This is a genomic window from Aeromonas sp. QDB68 (genome assembly GCF_027707405.1).
In the GTDB taxonomy this organism is placed as follows: domain Bacteria; phylum Pseudomonadota; class Gammaproteobacteria; order Enterobacterales; family Aeromonadaceae; genus Aeromonas; species Aeromonas caviae.
Window position 1 is genome coordinate 16,666 of record NZ_JAPCIQ010000025.1, and the last position, 18,892, is coordinate 35,557.

The window sequence follows — 18,892 nt, forward strand, 5'->3', positions numbered from 1 at the left end:
CCAGGGGATGATCAAGGGCAGGTGTTTCGAGGGGGTCCACTTCGAGCAGCAGGAGGTGGAGGGGGAGCAGTTCCAGGGGTGCCGCTTCATCGGCTGTCACTTCTCCTGGCTCGATCTCGGGGAGAGCCGCTTCGTCGACTGCAGCTTCTATGACAGGGAACGGGAGCTGGGCTGCCTGTTTCAGGGCTGCGATCTGAGGGAGGCGAGCTTCCTGCGCTGCGATCTCACCCTGGCGGACTTCGGCCGCAGCCAGTGTCTTGGGCTGGAGATGCGCGACTGCCAGGCCATGTGGATCAACTTCGCCCATGCCAGCTTCGCCAACCGGATCACTGCCAAAAGCTACTTCTGCGAGGCCCACCTCACCGGCAACAACTTCAGCTACGCCAACTTCGAAAGCTGCCTGCTGGAGCGGTGCGAGCTTGCCGGAAACCGCTGGCAGGGGGCCAACCTGCTGGGCGCCTCCCTGGCAGGCTCGGATCTCAGCGGCTCCGAGTTCGGGCAAATCGACTGGACCAGCTTCAACCTGCAAGGCTGCGATCTGCGCCAGTGCGATCTGCCCGGTCTGGATCTGCGCCGGGTCAACCTCGCCGGGGTGCAGATCAATGAAGATCAGCAGCAGGGGCTGCTGGAGCAGATCGGGCTGGTGGTCTTCCCCTGAGCGGGGTGGAAAAGAGGTAAGTTTTCATCATCGGGGCGGGCGGTGTGGTGCCCCCCCTGGCAAGCAAAAGTCTGCGCGATGCAGACTTTTTGTCAGGTGAAGTGGTAAACGACGCGGTGTTGCTGTCTTTTGCTCCCTGCCCCCCTCGCGGGAGAAGGGCTGGGGATGAGGTAGCGGACTCCACTCGGGCACCGCCAAGGCGGGCTTAGCGTCTGGCCAGCCACTTGGTCGGGTTGATGGCCTCGCCCTGATAGCGGATCTCGAAGTAGAGGCCGGAGCGCTCCTGTCCGCCGCTGTCGCCGACCAGGGCCACGGGCTCACCCTGCTCCACCTTTTGTCCCACCTGGCGCAGCAGCGACTGGTTGTGGCCGTAGAGGCTCATGTAGCCCTTGCCGTGGTCGATGACCAGCAGCATGCCGAATCCGTCGAGCCAGTCGGCGTAGACCACCTGTCCCGGTGCCACCGCCTTGACCTGGGTCCCTTCGCTGGCGCCGATCAGGGTGCCCTTCCACTTCAGCTCGGCGGTACGTGGCGAGCCGTAGGAGATGAGGATGGGGCCCTGCACCGGCCAGCGCAGGTTGCCACCCGTGCTCAGACCGCCGTAGCCGTTGCTGCTTGCCTTGGCGCTGTTGCGGGCGGCCGCTTGCTGCTGCGCCACCTTGGCCTGCTGTTCGGCGACGCGTTGCTGCTGGGCCGCCAGCCGCTGCTGTTCGCCGACCTGGCGCTGCTGGGCCGCGATCCGCTGCTGCTCCTCAATGCGTTTCTGTTCGGCTGCCAGGCGCTGGGCCTCCAGACGGCGCTGGCGCTCCTGCTCGGCCTTGATCTTGGCAAGGCGCTCCCGCTCGGCCCGTTCGCGGCGTTCCTTTTCTTCCTGCTGACGACGCAGCTCTTCCAGCCGCGCCTTGAGCGCCTTCTCCGCCTTGACCAGCTTGTCGAGCTTCTGCTCGTCGGCCTGCACCGATTGCTGCAACTGGTTGCGCACCTTGGCACGGCTCTGCTGGCTGGCCAGCAGGCTCTGGTGATGTTCCTGCTGCTCGCCGAGCAGGGTCTGGAGGCGGTTCTCGGTCTCTCTGGTGGCCTGCTGGTTCTTGGCCAGCTTGTCACGGGTTGCGCGCAGGGCTTCAATGGCCTCGATGCGGGCCTTGTTGAGGTAGTCGAAGTAGTCGAGGGCGCGGCTCAGCTTGGCCGGATCCTGCTGGTTGAGCAGCAGTTTGAGGTAATCGTGGTTGCCCGCCTGGAAGGCGCTTTCCGCCTGCTTGGCCAGCAACTGTTTCTGATGTTTTGCTTGTTGCTCCAGTGCCAGCTTGTCCTGCTGCAGGGACGCCAGCTTCTGCTGGTTCTGCCGGAGTTGCTGTCTGGTCTGCTCGAGTTTGGCGGCGGCAGCCGAAATGGCCTGCTCGTCAGCCTTGAGCTGGGTGTTGAGCTTGGCAAGCTCCTGCTTGCTGAGCTTGAGGGTCTGTTGCTGTTCCTTGATCTGGGACTGCATGGCCCCCAACTGCTGGTTCGCAGCCTGGGCTGTGCCGGTACCGCCGATCAGGCAAAAAAACAGCGCGCCGGCCAACAGGCCGACGCGACTGGTTTTCTGTGAAATAATTTCGCATCCCCGCATGGGGCAGGATTATTTCAGAATCATCAGGGGCTTGCCAGTCATTTCCGGCGGCACCGGCAGACCCATCAGGGTCAGCATGGTGGGGGCCAGATCGGACAGTTTGCCACCTTCGGCGACCTCGGCTTTACGACCGAAGTAGATGAGGGGAACCGGCAGATTGGTGTGGGCGGTGTGGGCCTGACCAGTCTCTTCGTCCATCATCTTCTCGGCGTTGCCATGGTCGGCGGTGATGAGGCACTCGCCGCCCACTTCCGCCAGGGCGTCGGTGACGCGACCGATGCAGTGGTCGACCGCTTCACAGGCTTTGACGGCCGCATCGAACACGCCGGTGTGGCCGACCATGTCGCCGTTCGGGTAGTTGCAGATGATGACGTCGTACTTGCCGCTCTTGATGGCCGCAACCAGCTTGTCGGTCAGCTCTTCGGAGCTCATCTCCGGCTGCAGGTCATAGGTAGCCACTTTCGGGCTCGCTACGATTTCGCGATCTTCGCCAGTGAAGCAGGCCTCTTCGCCACCGTTGAAGAAGAAGGTGACGTGGGCGTACTTCTCGGTCTCGGAGATGCGCAGCTGGGTCTTGCCCTGCTTGGCCAGCCACTCACCCAGGGTATTGACCAGGGCGGTGGGCGGATAGGCGCAGGCGGTTTTGATGTCGGCCGCGTATTCGGTCAGCATCACGAAGTGCAGGGCCGGGGTGGCGGTGCGGGCGAAGCCGGTGAAGTCGGTATCGACGAAGGCGCGGGTGATTTCGCGGGCGCGGTCGGCGCGGAAGTTCATGAAGATCAGCGCATCGCCGTCGATCATCGGTACAGCGTCGCCGATGCGGGTGGCTTTGACGAACTCGTCGTTCTCGTCGCGGGCATAGGCGGCGGCCAGCGCGTCGGTGGCGTTGTCGGCGGTGAATTCGCCCTTGCCCTGGGTCATCAGGTCATAGGCCTGCTGCACGCGATCCCAGCGGTTGTCGCGGTCCATGGCGTAGTAACGACCGATCATGGAGGCGAAACGACCCTTGCCCAGTCGGGCAAACAGGGCGTCGAACAGCTCGATGGAGGACTGGGCACTGCGCGGCGGGACGTCGCGGCCATCCAGGAAGGCGTGGAAGTAGATCTGCTCGGCGCCACGCTTGGCGGCCATCTCGATCATGCCCATGATGTGCTCTTCGTGGCTGTGTACGCCACCCGGGGACATCAGACCCATGATGTGCACGGCCTTGCCCTTGGTCACGGCAGCGTCGACAGCCTTGGCCAGCTCGACGTTCTGGAAGAAGTCGCCGTCCTGGATGTCCTTGGAGATGCGGGTCAGCTCCTGATAGACGACGCGACCGGCACCGATGTTGGTGTGGCCCACTTCGGAGTTGCCCATCTGGCCGTCCGGCAGACCCACGTCCAGGCCGGAGCCGGAGATCAGGGTGCTGGTGTAGTCACGGGCCAGGCGATCCAGATTGGGGGTCTTGGCAGCAGCAACGGCGTTGTACTCTTGCTTGGTGCTGTAGCCCCAACCGTCCATGATGACCAGAACCAGCGGTTTCTTAGCTGTTGACATAAGGCTATGTCCTCTCGGATAGGAATGAATTGCGGGAAGTGAAACTAGCGTAATATTACTACATCTGCCGAAATAGTCACCTGATAGCCAAGTCCCTCTCCAGCCTCGCTTTTTAACTGTTATCCCGCTGTTTTAGGCATGTTGCCGGCTTGTCTGCCGCGGCGGGGGTTCCTCTGTTTCCCCCCTCATTTCGGCATGGCGCATCCTCTCGTTCGGCGCGGTTGGAGGAGGAAGAATCGGCAGCCATCCCTGATGGGAGCTTGCTCTCGCTTTGCCGCCAAGATGGCTGATCTTATGCAGGGCCCCATGTATACTCGGGCCCTTGTCTTGGTCCCTGGATAGTAGAAGATGCAAGAGTATTTGGATTTCGCGGCCCGCAATCCGCTGCTGACCGCAGCCTGGTTGGGCCTGGCAGGCACTCTGGTGTATACCACTGTGCGTGCTCGTTTTTCTCCGGTGAAGGCGGTCAACAACCACGCCGCTACCCTGCTTATCAACCGTGAAAATGCCACCGTCGTGGACATTCGCAGTCAGGATGAATTTGCCAAGGGCCATCTGGCCGGGGCCCATCACCTGCCGCTCGCCCAGATCCAGGCGAATAATCTGGGTCCGGTTGAAAAGCACAAGGATGCCCCCATCATAGTGGTGTGCGAGTCGGGGATGACCGCTGGTGGCGCGGGTCGCCAACTGAGCAAGGCCGGTTTCAAGCAGGTGTATGTGCTCAGCGGTGGCATGGCCCAATGGCGTGCAGACAATCTGCCGGTGACCAAAAAACGCTGATTTAAGGGCCTGCGCCCACTCATTATCTTAAAAAGGAATCAAACGAAATGGCTGACGAAATCAACAACCAGGAAGTACAACCGGAATTCCACATCCAGCGTGTCTACACCAAGGATGTCTCCTTCGAAGCCCCGAATACCCCGCACATCTTCCAGAAAGAGTGGCAGCCTGACGTCAAGCTGGACATGGACACCAAGACCAATGTCCTGGCCGACAGCGTCTATGAAGTGGTGCTGACCCTGACCGTCACCTGCAAGCTGGAAACCGAGACTGCCTTCCTGTGTGAAGTGCAGCAAGCCGGCATCTTCACCATCGGCAACCTGCCGGAGCCGCAACTGGCCCACTGCCTGGCGGCCTTCTGCCCGAACATCCTGTTCCCGTATGCCCGCGAAGCGGTGTCCAACCTGGTGAGCAAGGGTTCCTTCCCGCAACTGAACCTGGCTCCGGTCAACTTCGACGCTCTGTTCGCCCAGCACATGGCGCAGGTACAGGCCCAGCAGGCGACTGCGGAAGCCTGATAATGGCCGACCAGATCGCAATCTCGGTCCTGGGGGCGGGGTCTTATGGCTCCGCCCTTGCCATTTCTCTGGCGCGCAATGGTCATCCGACCCTGCTGTGGGGTCACGACCCTGCCCATGTCGCCGAGCTGGAACAGGATCGCTGCAACAAGGCATTCTTGCCGGATGTCCCCTTCCCGGCCGATCTGCAACTGACGTCGGATCTGCAGGCGGCGGTGCAAGCCGCTCCCGTGCTGCTGCTGGTGGTGCCGAGCCATGTGTTCGGCCAGGTACTGGCCCGGGTCAAACCCTTCCTGCGCCCGGATACCCGGATCGCCTGGGCCACCAAGGGGCTGGAGCCGGACAGCGGCCGTCTGCTGCAAGAGGTGGCGCGCGAGGTGCTGGGGGATGCCATTCCACTGGCGGTCATCTCGGGCCCGACCTTCGCCCGCGAGCTGGCTGCCGGTCTGCCGACCGCCATCTCGGTGGCCTCCACCCACGACGACTTTGCCGACGATCTCTCCCACCTGCTGCACTGCGGCCGCTCGTTCCGGGTCTATACCAATCCGGACTTCATCGGTCTGCAGCTGGGCGGGGCGGTCAAGAACGTCATCGCCATCGGTGCCGGTCTCTCTGACGGACTCGGCTTTGGCGCCAACGCCAGAACCGCGCTCATCACTCGGGGCCTGGTGGAGATGCAGCGTCTGGGCGCCGCCCTCGGGGCCGACGCCAAGACCTTCATGGGGATGGCGGGGCTCGGGGATCTGGTGCTGACCTGTACCGACAACCAGTCGCGCAACCGCCGTTTCGGTCTGGCGCTGGGAGCGGGCAAGTCGGTTGACACCGCCATGGCCGAGATAGGCCAGGTGGTGGAAGGCTATCGCAACACCAAGGAGGTGCATCTGCTGGCGGCCCGCTGTGGCGTCGAGATGCCCATCTGCGAACAGATCTTCAAGGTGCTGTACGAGGGCAAGAATCCGAAAGAGGCGGCCATCGCCCTGCTGTCGCGAGACAAGAAGGACGAGTGATCTGCCAGCCGCAGAATGCAAAAGGCCCCGCCAGCTGGCGGGGCCTTTTCTTTGCCGCAAGGGGGCAAATCAGTAGTAGGAGTGGTCGCCGCGCTGGTGCTCGGTGGCATCCTTGACGCCGTTGAGCTCGCCCGGGAATTTCTCCAGCAACTGCTTCTCGATCCCCTCTTTCAGGGTGTAGTCGACCATGGAGCAACCGTTGCAACCGCCGCCAAACTGCAGGATGGCCAGTTTGTCGTCGGTCAGCTCGACCAGGGTGACTTTGCCGCCGTGACCGGCCAGCATGGGGTTCACCTCGGACATCAACACGTACTCGATACGGTCGATCAGCGGGGCGTCGTCGGCCACCTTGCGCATCTTGGCGTTGGGGGCTTTCAGGGTGAGCTGAGAGCCCATCTGATCGGTGACGAAGTCGATGGTGGCATCCACCAGGAAGGGGGCGCTCAGGGGATCGACCAGGCAGTCGAAGCCGCTGAAGGGCAGGTGCTGATCTTCCGGATCGACCGCGTCGGGTGGGCAATAGGATACGCCGCACTCGGCATTCTGGGTTCCCGGATTGACCACAAACACCCGGATGTTGGTGCCATCAGGCTGCTTCTCCAGCAACTTGCGGAAGTGGGCCTGGGCGGTGTCGGAAATGCTGATCATCACTATCCTCATAAACCTGAGTGTACGACTAGGGTATTCATGATAACTCGCTTGGCGGGGCTTGGGTAGCGTGCCGATGGCGAGCCTGTGAGCCCGGGCGTATCGGAATCATGCCGCCAGCGGACTCCCGGGCCGGATCCCTGCCCGGTTATTTCAGGTGTCGGAGGGTACGGCAGATGGCCCACACCTCTACCGTGGTGACGCCGTGCTCATGAAGCAACCGGGTGAGCTGACCTGCGGTGGCGCCCGTGGTGACCACATCATCAAGCAGTGCCACATGCCGGTAGTGGTGAGGTTCTATTTCGAAGGCGCCACGCAGATTGCGTCGCCGCTGGCCGGCACTGAGCCGGGTCTGTTGCGGGGTCGACCTTGTCCGGCGCAATACGCGGGTGTCGCAAGGAATGCCGGTGAGTGCGCTCAGGGCCTGGCCGATTTCTTCTGCCTGATTGAAGCCGCGCCACCACTGGCGCCACCAGTGCAGGGGAACCGGAATGATGACCTGTGGCGGGTTGGCGAGGTCCAGATGGTCTGCCAGCAGGCGGGCAAGCAGCGGCGCGAGCAGGATCTGACCGGAATACTTCAGCCGGGGGATGAGTTGGGCATAAGGTGCCTGATAATCGCCGATCACCTGCAAACGCTTCCAGGGGGCGGGTCTGCGCTGGCAGCGACCGCACAGCAGTTCGCTCTCGCGATGTTGCTCCGGCAGCGGTGCTGCACACATCAGGCATCGTCTGTCGTGTTGGCGCTGGGCGTGGCGACACCAGGAGCACAACAAGGGCGTGTCATCACAGGGTTGGCGACAGAGCAGGCACAGACCGAGCCAGTCGGACTGGGTGCCAAGGATCGGACTTGCTTTGGCGAGCAGCCGCTTTAACATGCAGGCTCCAAGCAGATAAACAGGGATCTTGAGTCTAGATGAGCGTATCGGTTGAGCGGTTTGGCCAGGGCCCGGACCTGGTGTTGTTGCATGGCTGGGGCATGAACGGGGCCGTCTGGCACGGTATTGCCCAAGAACTGGCTGCCCACTATCGGCTGCATCTGGTGGACCTGCCCGGCTTTGGCAACAGCCCCCTGCAAGCAGGGACAGACTACACCCTGCCCTGGCTGGCAGAGCAGGTGGCGGCCATATTGCCTGAAAAATGCCATCTGCTCGGCTGGTCCCTCGGTGGTCTGGTGGCGAGTCAGTTGGCGCTGACCATGCCTGAACGCCTTCACTCTCTCATTACCGTAGCCAGTTCTCCCTGCTTCATGGCCCGCGTCGAGTGGCCCGGGATTGCCCCCAAGGTGCTGGCGGGGTTCAACCAGATGCTGGCCGGCGACTTCATGCAGACCATAGAGCGCTTCCTCGCGATCCAGGCCATGGGCAGCGAGCACGCCAGAAACGACATTCGCCAGTTGCGTCACTGGCTGGCGGAGCGACCCGCTCCCCGGCGTGCGGCCCTGGAGGCGGGTCTGGGCCTGCTGGCCGAGGTCGATCTGCGGGATGAACTGATCGGCCTGGATCTGCCCTGGCTGCGTCTTTACGGCAGGCTGGATACCCTGGTGCCGAAGGCCGCCATTCCCTTGCTGGATGCGCGTTACCCTGCCAGCCACAGTCTGGTGCTGGAGAAGGCATCCCATGCCCCCTTCATCTCCCATCCAGAGCAGTTCATCACCCTCCTGCGGCAGTTCATTGACTGAGATTTGAGCGGCAGGCTTCAATAACTCGTCAGGTTGATGGATAATTAGCCAACCCTACAGAGGAGTGTGCCAATGCGTATCGAATCAGCCATGACGGCGGGCGTGCAGGGGTTCCAACGGGCCGAGCAGTTGGCGGGCCAGGCGTCCAGCCAGATCGCCCGTCTCAATACGCCAGCGGGTGATCAGGTGCAGTTGCCGGATGAACTGGTGAATCTCAAGGTGGCCGAGCTGCATGCCGGGGCATCCGCCAAGGTGATCCAGACGGCCAGCGACATGCTGGGCACCCTGATCGATATCCGGGTGTGACATGAACATCAACGTCAGTCTGCCGACCATCATTCCGAATCAACTGCAGCCGCAGACGGAATCGGCACAGACTGACAACCGCCGCGCAGAACTGGTACCCCCCAGCCGCCAGAGCGAAGCGTCCAACGCCGAGTCCGGCGTCGGTTCCCAGAAAGAGAGAGCCCGGGCCGCCCAGGCCAATCCCGCCGCCCCATCCTCGTCCACGAAAGAGAACAGCCAGACTGGCCCCGTGATGGTGGCGCACCGTTTTGTCGAGGCAACGGGGGAGGAGGGGGAGCGTCGACAACGTCAGGAGGGTGAACAGCAGGAGCAGCAAAAGCAGCAGCGTCAGGTGGCTGCGCTGGTCGAGCGGGATCTCGAAGTTCGCAAGCACGAGCAGGCGCACCAGGCAGCCGGCGGCGAGCATGCGGGGAGCCCTACCTACCAGTTTTCCCGTGGGCCGGATGGCAAGCGTTATGCCACCGGGGGGGAGGTGGTCATCGACATGGGGACCATTCCCGGGGATCCCGCCGCGACCATCGCCAAGATGCAGCAGGTGCGTGCCGCTGCACTGGCTCCCGATGAACCATCGTCACAAGACCTGAGTGTGGCCCGTGCCGCCTCTGGCAAGGAGGCACAGGCCCGCAAGGATCTGATGACCCTCAGGCAGGAAACCACAGGCCCGCTCGGTGCTTATATGGACAATCGAAACCAGGTGATTGCCAGGCACTATCAGCAAGCGGTGAGGCCAGCCTCCCCGCATAGCCTGAGTCAGGACGTTTGATCCCGCTCCGTGCAGGCATGAAAAAGCCCCTTTCGGGGCTTTTTTGCATTCTGGGGACTTATTTCTTCAGTTTCGACAGGGCAGCCGCGAAGGCGTTGCCCATGGCACCCTCGGTCGGAGCGCTCTGACGGGGCGCCTGTTTCGGTCGGGCGTTGCCGGTGTGACGCGGCTCGGCCGGTTTGCGTGCAGGCTGGTCGGCTTTTTCATCCAGACGCATGGTCAGACTGATGCGTTTGCGCGGTACGTCGACTTCCAGCACCTTGACCCGGACGATGTCACCGGCCTTGACCACCTCGCGGGGATCCTTGACGAAGCGATCGGTGAGGGAAGAAATGTGCACCAGCCCGTCCTGATGGACGCCGATGTCGACGAAGGCACCGAAGTTGGTGACGTTGGTGACCACACCCTCCAGCACCATCTCGGGCACCAGATCGCTGATTTTCTCCACCCCTTCCTTGAAGGTGGCGGTCTTGAACTCGGGACGCGGGTCACGGCCCGGCTTGTCCAGCTCGCCAATGATGTCGGTGACGGTAGGCACCCCGAACTGCTCGTCGGTGTAGTCGGTGGGCTTGAGGGTGCGCAGCAGGCTGCTGTTGCCGAGCAGGCTGTCCACGGTCTGCTCCAGCTTGGCGAGGATCCGCTCCACCACCGGGTAGGATTCCGGGTGCACCGCCGAGCCGTCCAGCGGATTGCTGCCGCCGCGAATGCGCAGGAAGCCGGCGCATTGCTCGAAGGCTTTGGGTCCGAGTCGGCTCACTTTCAACAACTGCTGACGACTCTTGAAGGCGCCGTTTTCGTCCCGGTAGGCGACGATGTTCTGGGCCAGGGTCTGGGAGAGGCCGGAAACCCGATTCAGCAGGGCGACCGAGGCGGTATTCACATCCACCCCGACCGCGTTCACGCAATCCTCGACCACGGCATCGAGGCGGCGGGCCAGCTGGCTCTGGCCGACGTCGTGCTGGTACTGGCCGACACCTATGCTCTTGGGATCGATCTTGACCAGCTCGGCCAGCGGATCCTGCAGCCGGCGAGCGATGGAGACGGCGCCACGAATGGAGACGTCGAGATCCGGGAATTCTTGGGAGGCGAGCTCGGAGGCGGAGTAGACCGATGCCCCCGCCTCGCTCACCACGATTTTCTGCGCCTTGGCGGCCGGGTAGCGTTCGAACAGATCGCTCACCAGGCGGTCGGTCTCCCGCGAGGCGGTGCCGTTGCCGATGCTGATGAGCTCGACCTTGTGCTTCTGGCACAGCTCGCTCAGGGTCTTGAGACTCTGGTCAACCTGGCGCTTGGGTTCGAACGGATAGATGGTCGCGTGATCGACCAGCTTGCCGGTGGCATCGACCACCGCCACCTTGACGCCGGTACGGATGCCGGGATCCAGCCCCATGGTGCAACGCATGCCGGCCGGTGCCGCCATCAGCAGATCCTTGAGGTTCATGGCGAACACCTTGATCGCCTCCTCCTCTGCTGACTCGCGGATGCGACCGATCAGTTCGGTTTCCATCTGCAGGGACAGCTTGATCTTCCAGGTCCAGCTCACCACCCCTTGCAGCCACTTGTCGGCCGGGCGATTTTGCAGGTTGAGCTTGAGGTGATGGGCAATAATCCCCTCGCAAGGGCTGGTACCCTCATCCTCGCCGGTGACCAGCGCCAGGTTGAGGATCCCCTCGTTGCGGCCGCGCAACATGGCCAGCACCCGGTGGGAGGGGGCCTTGTGCAGGGGTTCGTCGTGTTCGAAGTAGTCCTTGAACTTGGCCCCTTCCTGCTCCTTGCCGGCCACCACGCGGGCACGCAGGGTGGCGTTCTGCCACAGGTAGTCCCGCAGCTTCTCAAGGAGATCGGCCTGCTCGGCGAAGCGCTCCATCAGGATGTAACGGGCACCGTCGAGGGCGGCCTTGCCGTCGGTGATCCCCTGCTCGGCATTGAGGAAGCGAACCGCCTCCTGTTCGGGATCCTTCATGGGGTCACCCAGCAGCAAATCCGCCAGTGGCTCCAGCCCCGCCTCGATGGCCATCTGTCCCTTGGTGCGGCGCTTGGGCTTGTAGGGGAGGTAGAGGTCTTCCAGACGGGTCTTGCTGTCGGCCTCGTTCAGCTCGCGGGCCAGCTCGGGGGTCAGTTTGCCCTGCTCTTCGATGGAGCGCAGGATCACCTGGCGGCGATCCGCCAGTTCGCGCAGGTAGCCGAGGCGGCTCTCCAGGGTACGCAGCTGGCTGTCGTCCAGACCGCCGGTCACCTCTTTGCGGTAACGGGCGATGAAGGGAACGGTCGCGCCTTCGTCCAGCAGGCGAACGGCTGCCTGCACCTGTTCCGGGCGGGCATTCAGCTCACCGGCGATCTGATGTTCTATTACGTGGCTTTGCATGGAGGGTCTCTTGGTCGGGTCCTGTCTAACTGGTCAGCGTGGGGCAATGTCGCCGAACAGGGGGTCTGTCCTGGCGATACTTTAGATACCTGCCAGGCCACTGCCGCGCGGGCCGGTTGGCGCCGCAAGGCGCCGGGTGTGAGCACTATATGGGGTCGGGCAGCGGGATGCCACCCCGGCAGAAATGACGTTTCTCATACCCGGTGGGCGGACATGCTCGGTCTCTCCTGGCCTTGTCAGCCGATTTGGCAGTGAGGGTCGGCCTGGCTTATTTGGGATAGCTGATCTCATTGATGTACCAGCAGGCGTCACCCACTGGCGTTTGAACCATGGCTTCATCGCCCACCTCTTTCTTGAGCAGGGCACGGGCCATGGGGGAGTCGATGGAGATGTAATCCTTGCGGCCGAAGATCTCGTCATAGCCGACGATGCGAAAGCGCTTGGTCTCACCCTCGTCGTTTTCCACCTCGACCCAGGCGCCGAAGAAGACCTTGCCCTCCTGGGAGGGGGAGTAGTCGACTATGGTCAGCTCTTCCAGGCACTTGCGCAGGTAGCGAACCCGGCGGTCGATCTCCCGCAGGCGTTTCTTGTTGTACTGGTAATCGGCATTCTCGCTGCGATCACCCAGGCTCGCCGCCCAGGCCACTTTTTTGGTGACATCGGGCCTCTCCTCCCGCCAGAGCATGTCGTGCTCCTGCCGGAGCCTGGTGTAGCCTTCACGGGTAATAAGTTTGGTTTTCATGGGGTTATCACTCCCTCGCCAATTGCATCCGGTTGCCCGGGATCTTAGTCATTGTCGCCGCGCTGTCGAGCAAAAAGCAGAGCTGGCCATCCATCCTTCCCGGCTCCGGGACCGAATGAGGGCAATAACCGGTAACATATTTATGCTTTGTGGTTGCAGGGGGCGGCTCTAGTATGAGGGGAGACAGAAAAGAGAGGTGGCAATGAGTCAGCAATACAAGGTCCTGGTGGTGGACGACGATCTGAAACTGCGTTCCTTGCTGGAGCGCTACCTCACCGAGCAGGGGTTTGTAGTGCGAGGTGTCGCCAACGGGGAGCAGGCCGATCGCCTGCTGACTCGTGAAAACTTCAGCCTGATGGTGCTTGATCTGATGCTGCCGGGGGAAGACGGCCTCTCCATCTGCCGCCGCCTGCGCGAGGCCGGCAACCAGATCCCTGTCTTGATGCTCACCGCCAAGGGGGACGAAGTGGATCGCATCGTCGGTCTGGAGATGGGGGCCGACGATTATCTGCCCAAGCCGTTCAACCCCCGTGAGCTGCTGGCCCGGATCCGCGCCGTGCTGCGCCGCCATACCGTGGAGCTGCCCGGCGCCCCTTCCGCGGCGGAGAAGATGGTGAGTTTCGGGGCCTACCAGCTCAATCTGGCGACCCGTGAACTGAGCCGTGATGGCGAACCGGTTGCCCTGACCAGCGGGGAGTTCGCCGTGCTCAAGGTGCTGGTGAGTCATCCTCGCGAACCGCTCTCCCGTGACAAGCTGATGAACCTGGCCCGTGGTCGCGAGTACACGGCCACCGAGCGCAGCATCGATGTGCAGGTCTCCCGCCTGCGCCGCTTGCTGGAACAGGACCCGGCCCAGCCCCGCTATCTGCAGACCGTCTGGGGTCTGGGGTATGTGTTCGTACCGGACGGTGAGAACGCATGAAGAAAGTGGGCAGCATGTTCTCCCGCATGCTCTGGTTTCTGGCTGCCGTGCTGGTGGTCTATCAAGTCGTCTCCTACGTTACCTTCTACAACTACCTGCTGGCGCCGACCGTCAAGCAGATCAGCCACCTGCTGGCAAACCAGGTCAAACTCATCTTTCCGGTGGACAACAACCAGCTGGCGCTCAGTGAAGATGCCGAGGCGCTGGTCTATGTGACCACTGGCAGCGACATCTATACCCAGAGCGAGGCGGAGCAGCACGGGCTGAATGATTCCAAGCCCTACACCTATCTGGAGCAGAGCATCAGCCGCGAATTGAAAGGGGATACCAGGGTCAGAGTTGAAATCCAGGATCACTACATCATCTGGATCCAGCCTCCCCAGGCAAGCCAGATGTGGGTGCGCATTCCCCTGACGGAAATTGAAGATGACGACATCGAACCGCTCATCCTCTATATGAGCGTCTTGCTGGTGGTGACCCTGTTTGCAGCCTGGCGTTTTGCCCGTCAGCTGGTGCGACCGCTGGAGGATCTGGAAGCGGGGGCCGTGGCGGTGGCGCGCGGCAACTTTCCCGATGCCCTGGGGGAGCAGGGCTCGCGGGAGGTGCGCCGCCTGACCCGCACTTTCAACCACATGTCGAGCTCCATCAAGGGGCTGATCGAGGAGCGCAACCTGATGATGGCCGGGGTATCCCACGATTTGCGCACCCCTCTCACCCGCATTCGTCTCGCAACCGAGATGATGTCCTCGGGGGATGAGTACCTCAAGGAGAGCATCAATGCGGACATCGATGAGTCGAACGGTATCATCGATCAGTTCATCGACTACATTCGCCCGAACGAGGGGCTCGATGCCCGACCCGTCGACCTGACCCAGCTCATTCACGATGCGTTGCTGATGCAGACCGATCAGGGACTGGAAGTGGAGCTGCTCCTGCCGGAGGAGGCGGTGCGTGTGGCCTGCCATCCCATCAGCATTCGCCGTATCCTCAACAATCTGTCGGGCAACTCCCTGCGCTATGGTGCGACTCGGTTGCAGGCCGAGCTCAGGGATGATGGCCACTGGGTGCGGCTGCGACTCTCCGACAATGGCCCGGGGATTGCAGAAGAGGACTACTCCCGGGTGCTCAAGCCCTTCACCCAGGGCAATGTGGCGCGCACCGGTGGCGGCAGCGGGCTGGGGCTGGCCATCGTTGCCAAGATAGTCTCCCAGCATCACGGCACCATTAGGTTGGGGCGCTCCGAACTGGGGGGCTTGCAGGTGGAGATCCGGCTACCCAAGAACCAGCCTCTGGAGTGGATGGATTGAAAGCAGGGCATATCGAGGGATACGCCCTTTGTCTGTCAGGGGTGGGGGTCGCTCACCTTGCGGTAGCGCTTGCCATATTTGAGTTGCTGGATAAGCAGGGCGGCGACGATGAGAACCAGCCCGATGGGGGTTGCCGGGTGAATGGTTTCGCCGATCAACAGGTTGAGCAGCACCAAAGAGGCAAACGGCGAGATGAAGATGAGGTTGCTGATGGGGGCCGTGTTGGTGGCGTGGCGCAGGGCCATCAGCCAGAGCACGAAACCGAAACCCATCTCGAACAGCCCCACATAGATGGCGCCAGCCCATCCCTGCCAGGCGGTCATGGCAAAGTCCGAGAGCAACCAGGTCGCCACGATGATGAAGGGCAGGCTGATGAGGAAGCCGAGCAGCAGGCTGACGACGGGGTCCCCCTGATTGCGGGTGTTGAGGATCCAGTAACCGGCCCAGATCAGGGTCGACACCAGCGCCAGCGTGACGCCGAGGGGGCTGTCGAACTGCAGACCGAACACGTCCCCCCTGGTGGCGATCACCAGGGCGCCGAAATAGCCGAGCACGATGGCGACGCCATCGCGGCGGCGCAGCTTTTGACCGAGGAAGGGAACGGCCAGCAGGCTGAGGGTGATGGCCCAGGTGTAGTTGAGAGTCTGTGCCTGCTGGGCGGGCAGCAGATCATATGCCTTGAACAGCAGCAGGTAATAGAGAAAGGGGTTCAGGACCCCGAGAGCGAGGTAGTAGAGGGGGCGACTCTTGATGTAGTCGAGCAGTAGTGGCAGTTTGCCCTGACAGGCCACAATGCACCCCAGGGTCAGGGTCGAGGTGCAGGCCGCGACCAGCAGCAGCTGTACCGGTTCAAAGTAGGCGAGGGAGATCTTGAAGGCGCTGGCCACCGTGGACCAGAGGGCGACGGCACAGAGCCCGTACTGGTAGGCTTTCTTCTGATTCTTGAGCATGGGATGGGTTCCGCAGACAGGGACGAGGGCGCAGTCTATCAGCCTGTTTGCAACATTGTCGTTACCCCTGCCAGGCAAGGGCTTGCCCAGCCGTTGGCGAGATCCATCTGTCACATAAAATTGCGCACAATCTGTCCGCCTTCACTTGCGTGAGTGGAAAAAATCCGTATAATCCTCTCCGCTTGCCCATGAGGCAGCCAGACGATATGTCTGCTTGCTAAGCTTCCCGTTTACGAGTTGCCAGCCATACAGTCCTCCCGATATGGGAGGAAACGTGAAAAATCACACCTCTGGCGGGAGTAATCCAGGTCGGGCGGTGTTGATTTATGTTCTTTTATCTATTGGAGCTCTGTCAATGCAGAACCAAAGAATCCGTATCCGCCTGAAGGCTTTTGATCATCGCCTGATCGATCAATCCACTGCGGAAATCGTTGAAACTGCTAAGCGCACTGGCGCGCAGGTTCGCGGTCCTATCCCGCTGCCGACTCGCAAAGAGCGTTTCACCGTTCTGATCTCCCCGCACGTCAACAAAGACGCGCGTGATCAGTACGAGATCCGCACTCACAAGCGTCTGGTAGACATCGTTGAACCGACTGACAAGACCGTTGACGCTCTGATGCGTCTGGATCTGGCAGCTGGTGTAGACGTCCAGATCAGCCTGGGTTAATTACGGAAAGAGGTTGATAACAATGACAATCGGTCTTGTAGGTCGCAAAGTGGGTATGACTCGCATCTTCACTGAAGATGGCGTTTCTATCCCGGTGACTGTTATCGAAGTTGAAGCTAACCGTGTAACTCAGGTCAAATCTGTAGAAACCGACGGCTACAACGCTATTCAGGTTACCACTGGCGCCAAGAAAGCCAGCCGCGTAACCAAGCCGGAAGCTGGCCACTTCGCCAAAGCTGGTGTAGAAGCCGGTCGCGGTCTGTGGGAATTCCGCCTGAACAACGGTGAAACTTTCACTGTTGGTAGCGAGCTGAAAGTAGATCTTCTCGCTGACGTTAAGCTGGTAGACGTTACCGGCACATCCAAGGGTAAAGGTTTTGCCGGTACTGTTAAGCGCTGGAACTTCCGTACCCAGGATATGACCCACGGTAACTCCCTGTCCCACCGTGTACCTGGCTCCATCGGTCAAAACCAGACCCCGGGCCGTGTATTCAAGGGCAAGAAGATGGCTGGTCACATGGGTGCTGAGCGTGTAACGACTCAGAACCTGGAACTGGTTCGTGTTGACGCTGAACGCAACCTGCTGCTCATCAAAGGCGCAGTACCGGGTGCAACCAACGGCAACGTGATCGTTAAACCTGCCGTCAAAGCGTAACGTCTGAGGAGATAGTAATGGAATTGGTAATGAAAGACGCCAAGAGCGCTCTTGAAGTTTCCGAGACTACCTTCGGGCGCGAATTCAACGAAGCTCTGGTTCACCAGGTTGTCGTTGCATATGCCGCTGGTGCCCGTCAGGGTACTCGTGCGCAGCTGACTCGCTCTGAAGTGTCTGGTGGCGGCAAAAAGCCGTGGCGTCAGAAGGGTACTGGTCGTGCCCGTGCTGGCTCCATCCGTTCGCCCATCTGGCGTTCCGGTGGTGTGACCTTTGCTGCTAAGCCGCAAGATCACAGCCAGAAAGTAAACAAGAAGATGTACCGCGGCGCTATCCGTAGCATCCTGTCCGAGCTGGTACGTCAAGAGCGCCTGATCGTTGTTGAGAAGTTCGGCATCGAAGCGCCGAAGACCAAAGAACTGATCGCCAAGCTGAAAGAAATGGAACTGACTGACGTTCTGATCGTGACTGCTGAAGTCGATGAGAACCTGTTCCTGGCTGCTCGTAACCTGTACAAAGTTGACGTGCGTGACGTTGCCGGTATCGACCCGGTCAGCCTGATCGCTTTCGACAAGGTTCTGATGACTGCTGACGCAGTTAAGCAAATCGAGGAGATGCTGGCATGATCCGTGAAGAGCGTCTGCTGAAAGTTCTGAAGGCTCCGCACATCTCTGAAAAGAGCACCATGGTCGCAGAAAAGCAGAACACTATCGTGTTCAAAGTTGCTGTTGATGCCACCAAGGCGGAAGTCAAAGCTGCAGTTGCGAAACTGTTCGAGGTCGAAGTTGAGACCGTCCGTACCCTGAACATGAAGGGTAAGACCAAGCGCGCAGGTGCACGCGTAGGCCGTCGTTCCGATTGGAAAAAGGCTTATGTGACCCTGAAAGCTGGTCAGGACATCGACTTCATGGGCGCAGCCGAGTAAGAGGAGTTCTGAAAAATGGCAATCGTTAAGTGCAAGCCTACTTCTCCGGGCCGCCGCCACGTCGTCAAGATCGTCAACCAAGAGCTGTACAAGGGCAAGCCCTTCGCCGCTCTGCTGGACAGCAAAAGCAAGTCCGGTGGCCGTAACAACAACGGTCGTATCACCACTCGTCACATCGGTGGTGGTCACAAGCAACACTACCGTCTGATCGACTTCAAGCGCGACAAAGACGGCATTCCGGCCAAAGTTGAGCGTCTGGAATACGATCCTAACCGTACCGCAAACATCGCCCTGGTGCTGTATGCAGACGGTGAGCGTCGTTACATCCTGGCTCCGAAAGGCCTGAAAGCTGGTGATGCAATCGCCTCTGGTGCTGATGCTGCCATCAAGGTAGGTAACACCCTGCCGATGCGCAACATCCCGGTCGGTTCTACCGTTCACGCCGTAGAGATGAAGCCTGGTAAAGGTGCCCAGATGGCTCGTTCCGCTGGTACTTTCATCCAGATCCTGGCTCGTGAAGGTAACTATGTAACTCTGCGTCTGCGTTCCGGCGAAGTACGTAAAGTTCTGGCCGAGTGCCGCGCTACCATCGGTGAAGTGGGTAACTCCGAGCACATGCTGCGTCAACTGGGTAAAGCCGGTGCTAACCGCTGGCGTGGTATTCGTCCGACCGTTCGCGGTATGGCGATGAACCCGGTTGATCACCCGCACGGTGGTGGTGAGGGTCGTAACAAGGGCATGCAGCCTGTGTCCCCATGGGGCCAGAAGGCTAAGGGCTTCAAGACCCGTAAGAACAAGCGTACCGACAAGTACATCGTACGTCGTCGTAACAAGTAATTGTTAACATAGAGGAA

Annotated in this window: 21 protein-coding genes; 14 read left to right on the forward strand and 7 right to left on the reverse strand. The window is 61.0% G+C overall.

Going from position 1 to position 18,892, the window contains the following annotated elements; all coding sequences use genetic code 11:
* The first annotated feature begins 7 nt into the window (after nt 1–7).
* Nucleotides 8–658, forward strand: coding sequence for a Qnr family pentapeptide repeat protein (locus tag PG892_RS09985; protein ID WP_270825384.1), 651 nt, complete (start codon nt 8–10; stop codon nt 656–658).
* Between the two features lie 205 nt (nt 659–863).
* Here the strand turns inward: PG892_RS09985 and PG892_RS09990 are convergent, their stop codons facing one another.
* Together PG892_RS09990 and gpmM are read right to left on the reverse strand one after the other, a co-directional pair.
* A complete protein-coding gene (locus tag PG892_RS09990; RefSeq protein ID WP_039039497.1) occupies nt 864–2,267 on the reverse strand; it encodes a peptidoglycan DD-metalloendopeptidase family protein in 1,404 nt (467 codons plus the stop codon).
* A 9-nt stretch (nt 2,268–2,276) separates the two neighbouring features.
* Nucleotides 2,277–3,806, reverse strand: a complete 1,530-nt coding sequence (gpmM, locus tag PG892_RS09995) for a 2,3-bisphosphoglycerate-independent phosphoglycerate mutase (protein ID WP_052816405.1) — start codon at nt 3,804–3,806, stop codon at nt 2,277–2,279.
* 348 nt (nt 3,807–4,154) lie between these two features.
* Here gpmM and PG892_RS10000 point away from each other — a divergent pair, with 348 nt between their 5' ends.
* Genes PG892_RS10000 through gpsA form a run of 3 tightly spaced genes read left to right on the forward strand, consistent with a single transcriptional unit; the run spans nt 4,155 to nt 6,111 of the window.
* The gene (locus PG892_RS10000) at nt 4,155–4,586 is read left to right on the forward strand and encodes a rhodanese-like domain-containing protein (protein ID WP_010672546.1); all 432 of its coding nucleotides are present in this window, start codon (nt 4,155–4,157) and stop codon (nt 4,584–4,586) included.
* A gap of 47 nt (nt 4,587–4,633) precedes the next feature.
* Complete coding sequence (secB, locus tag PG892_RS10005; protein WP_010672547.1) at nt 4,634–5,104, forward strand: protein-export chaperone SecB; 471 nt, start codon at nt 4,634–4,636, stop codon at nt 5,102–5,104.
* Nucleotides 5,105–5,106: 2 nt separating this feature from the next.
* A complete protein-coding gene (gene gpsA, locus PG892_RS10010; RefSeq protein ID WP_010672548.1) occupies nt 5,107–6,111 on the forward strand; it encodes an NAD(P)H-dependent glycerol-3-phosphate dehydrogenase in 1,005 nt (334 codons plus the stop codon).
* A 69-nt stretch (nt 6,112–6,180) separates the two neighbouring features.
* Here the strand turns inward: gpsA and nfuA are convergent, their stop codons facing one another.
* Together nfuA and PG892_RS10020 are read right to left on the reverse strand one after the other, a co-directional pair.
* Entirely contained in the window at nt 6,181–6,759 is a 579-nt protein-coding gene (gene nfuA, locus PG892_RS10015) for a Fe-S biogenesis protein NfuA (protein WP_010672549.1), read from the reverse strand.
* A gap of 148 nt (nt 6,760–6,907) precedes the next feature.
* Complete coding sequence (locus tag PG892_RS10020; protein ID WP_202211730.1) at nt 6,908–7,636, reverse strand: ComF family protein; 729 nt, start codon at nt 7,634–7,636, stop codon at nt 6,908–6,910.
* Nucleotides 7,637–7,674: 38 nt separating this feature from the next.
* Here PG892_RS10020 and bioH point away from each other — a divergent pair, with 38 nt between their 5' ends.
* The 3 genes from bioH (at nt 7,675) to PG892_RS10035 (ending at nt 9,508) form a co-directional block, all read left to right on the forward strand.
* Complete coding sequence (gene bioH, locus PG892_RS10025) at nt 7,675–8,439, forward strand: pimeloyl-ACP methyl ester esterase BioH (protein WP_202211731.1); 765 nt, start codon at nt 7,675–7,677, stop codon at nt 8,437–8,439.
* Nucleotides 8,440–8,511: 72 nt separating this feature from the next.
* The gene (locus PG892_RS10030) at nt 8,512–8,745 is read left to right on the forward strand and encodes a hypothetical protein (protein WP_010672552.1); all 234 of its coding nucleotides are present in this window, start codon (nt 8,512–8,514) and stop codon (nt 8,743–8,745) included.
* 1 nt (nt 8,746) lies between these two features.
* Nucleotides 8,747–9,508 carry a putative metalloprotease CJM1_0395 family protein gene (locus PG892_RS10035; protein ID WP_042877962.1) on the forward strand — a complete coding sequence of 254 codons (762 nt, stop codon included), beginning with the start codon at nt 8,747–8,749 and terminating at the stop codon, nt 9,506–9,508.
* A 58-nt stretch (nt 9,509–9,566) separates the two neighbouring features.
* On the opposite strand, the gene PG892_RS10040 is transcribed toward PG892_RS10035, so the two are convergent.
* Both PG892_RS10040 and greB read right to left on the reverse strand, forming a co-directional pair.
* Nucleotides 9,567–11,873 carry a Tex family protein gene (locus tag PG892_RS10040; protein WP_202211733.1) on the reverse strand — a complete coding sequence of 769 codons (2,307 nt, stop codon included), beginning with the start codon at nt 11,871–11,873 and terminating at the stop codon, nt 9,567–9,569.
* Nucleotides 11,874–12,141: 268 nt separating this feature from the next.
* Nucleotides 12,142–12,615 (reverse strand): transcription elongation factor GreB, encoded by a 474-nt coding sequence (greB, locus tag PG892_RS10045; protein WP_039039492.1) that lies wholly within the window; start codon nt 12,613–12,615, stop codon nt 12,142–12,144.
* 202 nt (nt 12,616–12,817) lie between these two features.
* Between greB and ompR the strand changes: the two genes are divergently transcribed.
* Together ompR and envZ are read left to right on the forward strand one after the other, a co-directional pair.
* Nucleotides 12,818–13,537: an osmolarity response regulator transcription factor OmpR gene (gene ompR / locus PG892_RS10050; protein ID WP_010672556.1), complete on the forward strand. Its 720-nt coding sequence runs from the start codon at nt 12,818–12,820 to the stop codon at nt 13,535–13,537.
* Nucleotides 13,534–14,844 (forward strand): two-component system sensor histidine kinase EnvZ, encoded by a 1,311-nt coding sequence (gene envZ / locus PG892_RS10055; protein WP_202211734.1) that lies wholly within the window; start codon nt 13,534–13,536, stop codon nt 14,842–14,844. The genes ompR and envZ overlap by 4 nt, the downstream gene beginning before the upstream one ends.
* 35 nt (nt 14,845–14,879) lie before the next feature.
* Here the strand turns inward: envZ and PG892_RS10060 are convergent, their stop codons facing one another.
* Nucleotides 14,880–15,794 (reverse strand): DMT family transporter, encoded by a 915-nt coding sequence (locus PG892_RS10060; protein WP_041214072.1) that lies wholly within the window; start codon nt 15,792–15,794, stop codon nt 14,880–14,882.
* 355 nt (nt 15,795–16,149) lie between these two features.
* On the opposite strand from PG892_RS10060, the gene rpsJ reads away from it, so the two are divergent.
* Genes rpsJ through rplB form a run of 5 tightly spaced genes read left to right on the forward strand, consistent with a single transcriptional unit; the run spans nt 16,150 to nt 18,875 of the window.
* On the forward strand, nt 16,150–16,461 hold the full coding sequence (rpsJ, locus tag PG892_RS10065; RefSeq protein WP_005307944.1) for a 30S ribosomal protein S10: 312 nt from the start codon (nt 16,150–16,152) through the stop codon (nt 16,459–16,461).
* A gap of 22 nt (nt 16,462–16,483) precedes the next feature.
* On the forward strand, nt 16,484–17,116 hold the full coding sequence (rplC, locus tag PG892_RS10070) for a 50S ribosomal protein L3 (protein ID WP_010672559.1): 633 nt from the start codon (nt 16,484–16,486) through the stop codon (nt 17,114–17,116).
* Nucleotides 17,117–17,133: 17 nt separating this feature from the next.
* Nucleotides 17,134–17,739 carry a 50S ribosomal protein L4 gene (rplD, locus tag PG892_RS10075; RefSeq protein ID WP_005340616.1) on the forward strand — a complete coding sequence of 202 codons (606 nt, stop codon included), beginning with the start codon at nt 17,134–17,136 and terminating at the stop codon, nt 17,737–17,739.
* The gene (rplW, locus tag PG892_RS10080; protein WP_005307955.1) at nt 17,736–18,038 is read left to right on the forward strand and encodes a 50S ribosomal protein L23; all 303 of its coding nucleotides are present in this window, start codon (nt 17,736–17,738) and stop codon (nt 18,036–18,038) included. Before rplD ends, rplW begins: the two co-directional genes overlap by 4 nt.
* 15 nt (nt 18,039–18,053) lie before the next feature.
* Nucleotides 18,054–18,875, forward strand: a complete 822-nt coding sequence (gene rplB / locus PG892_RS10085; RefSeq protein WP_244053341.1) for a 50S ribosomal protein L2 — start codon at nt 18,054–18,056, stop codon at nt 18,873–18,875.
* Nucleotides 18,876–18,892: the final 17 nt, after the last annotated feature.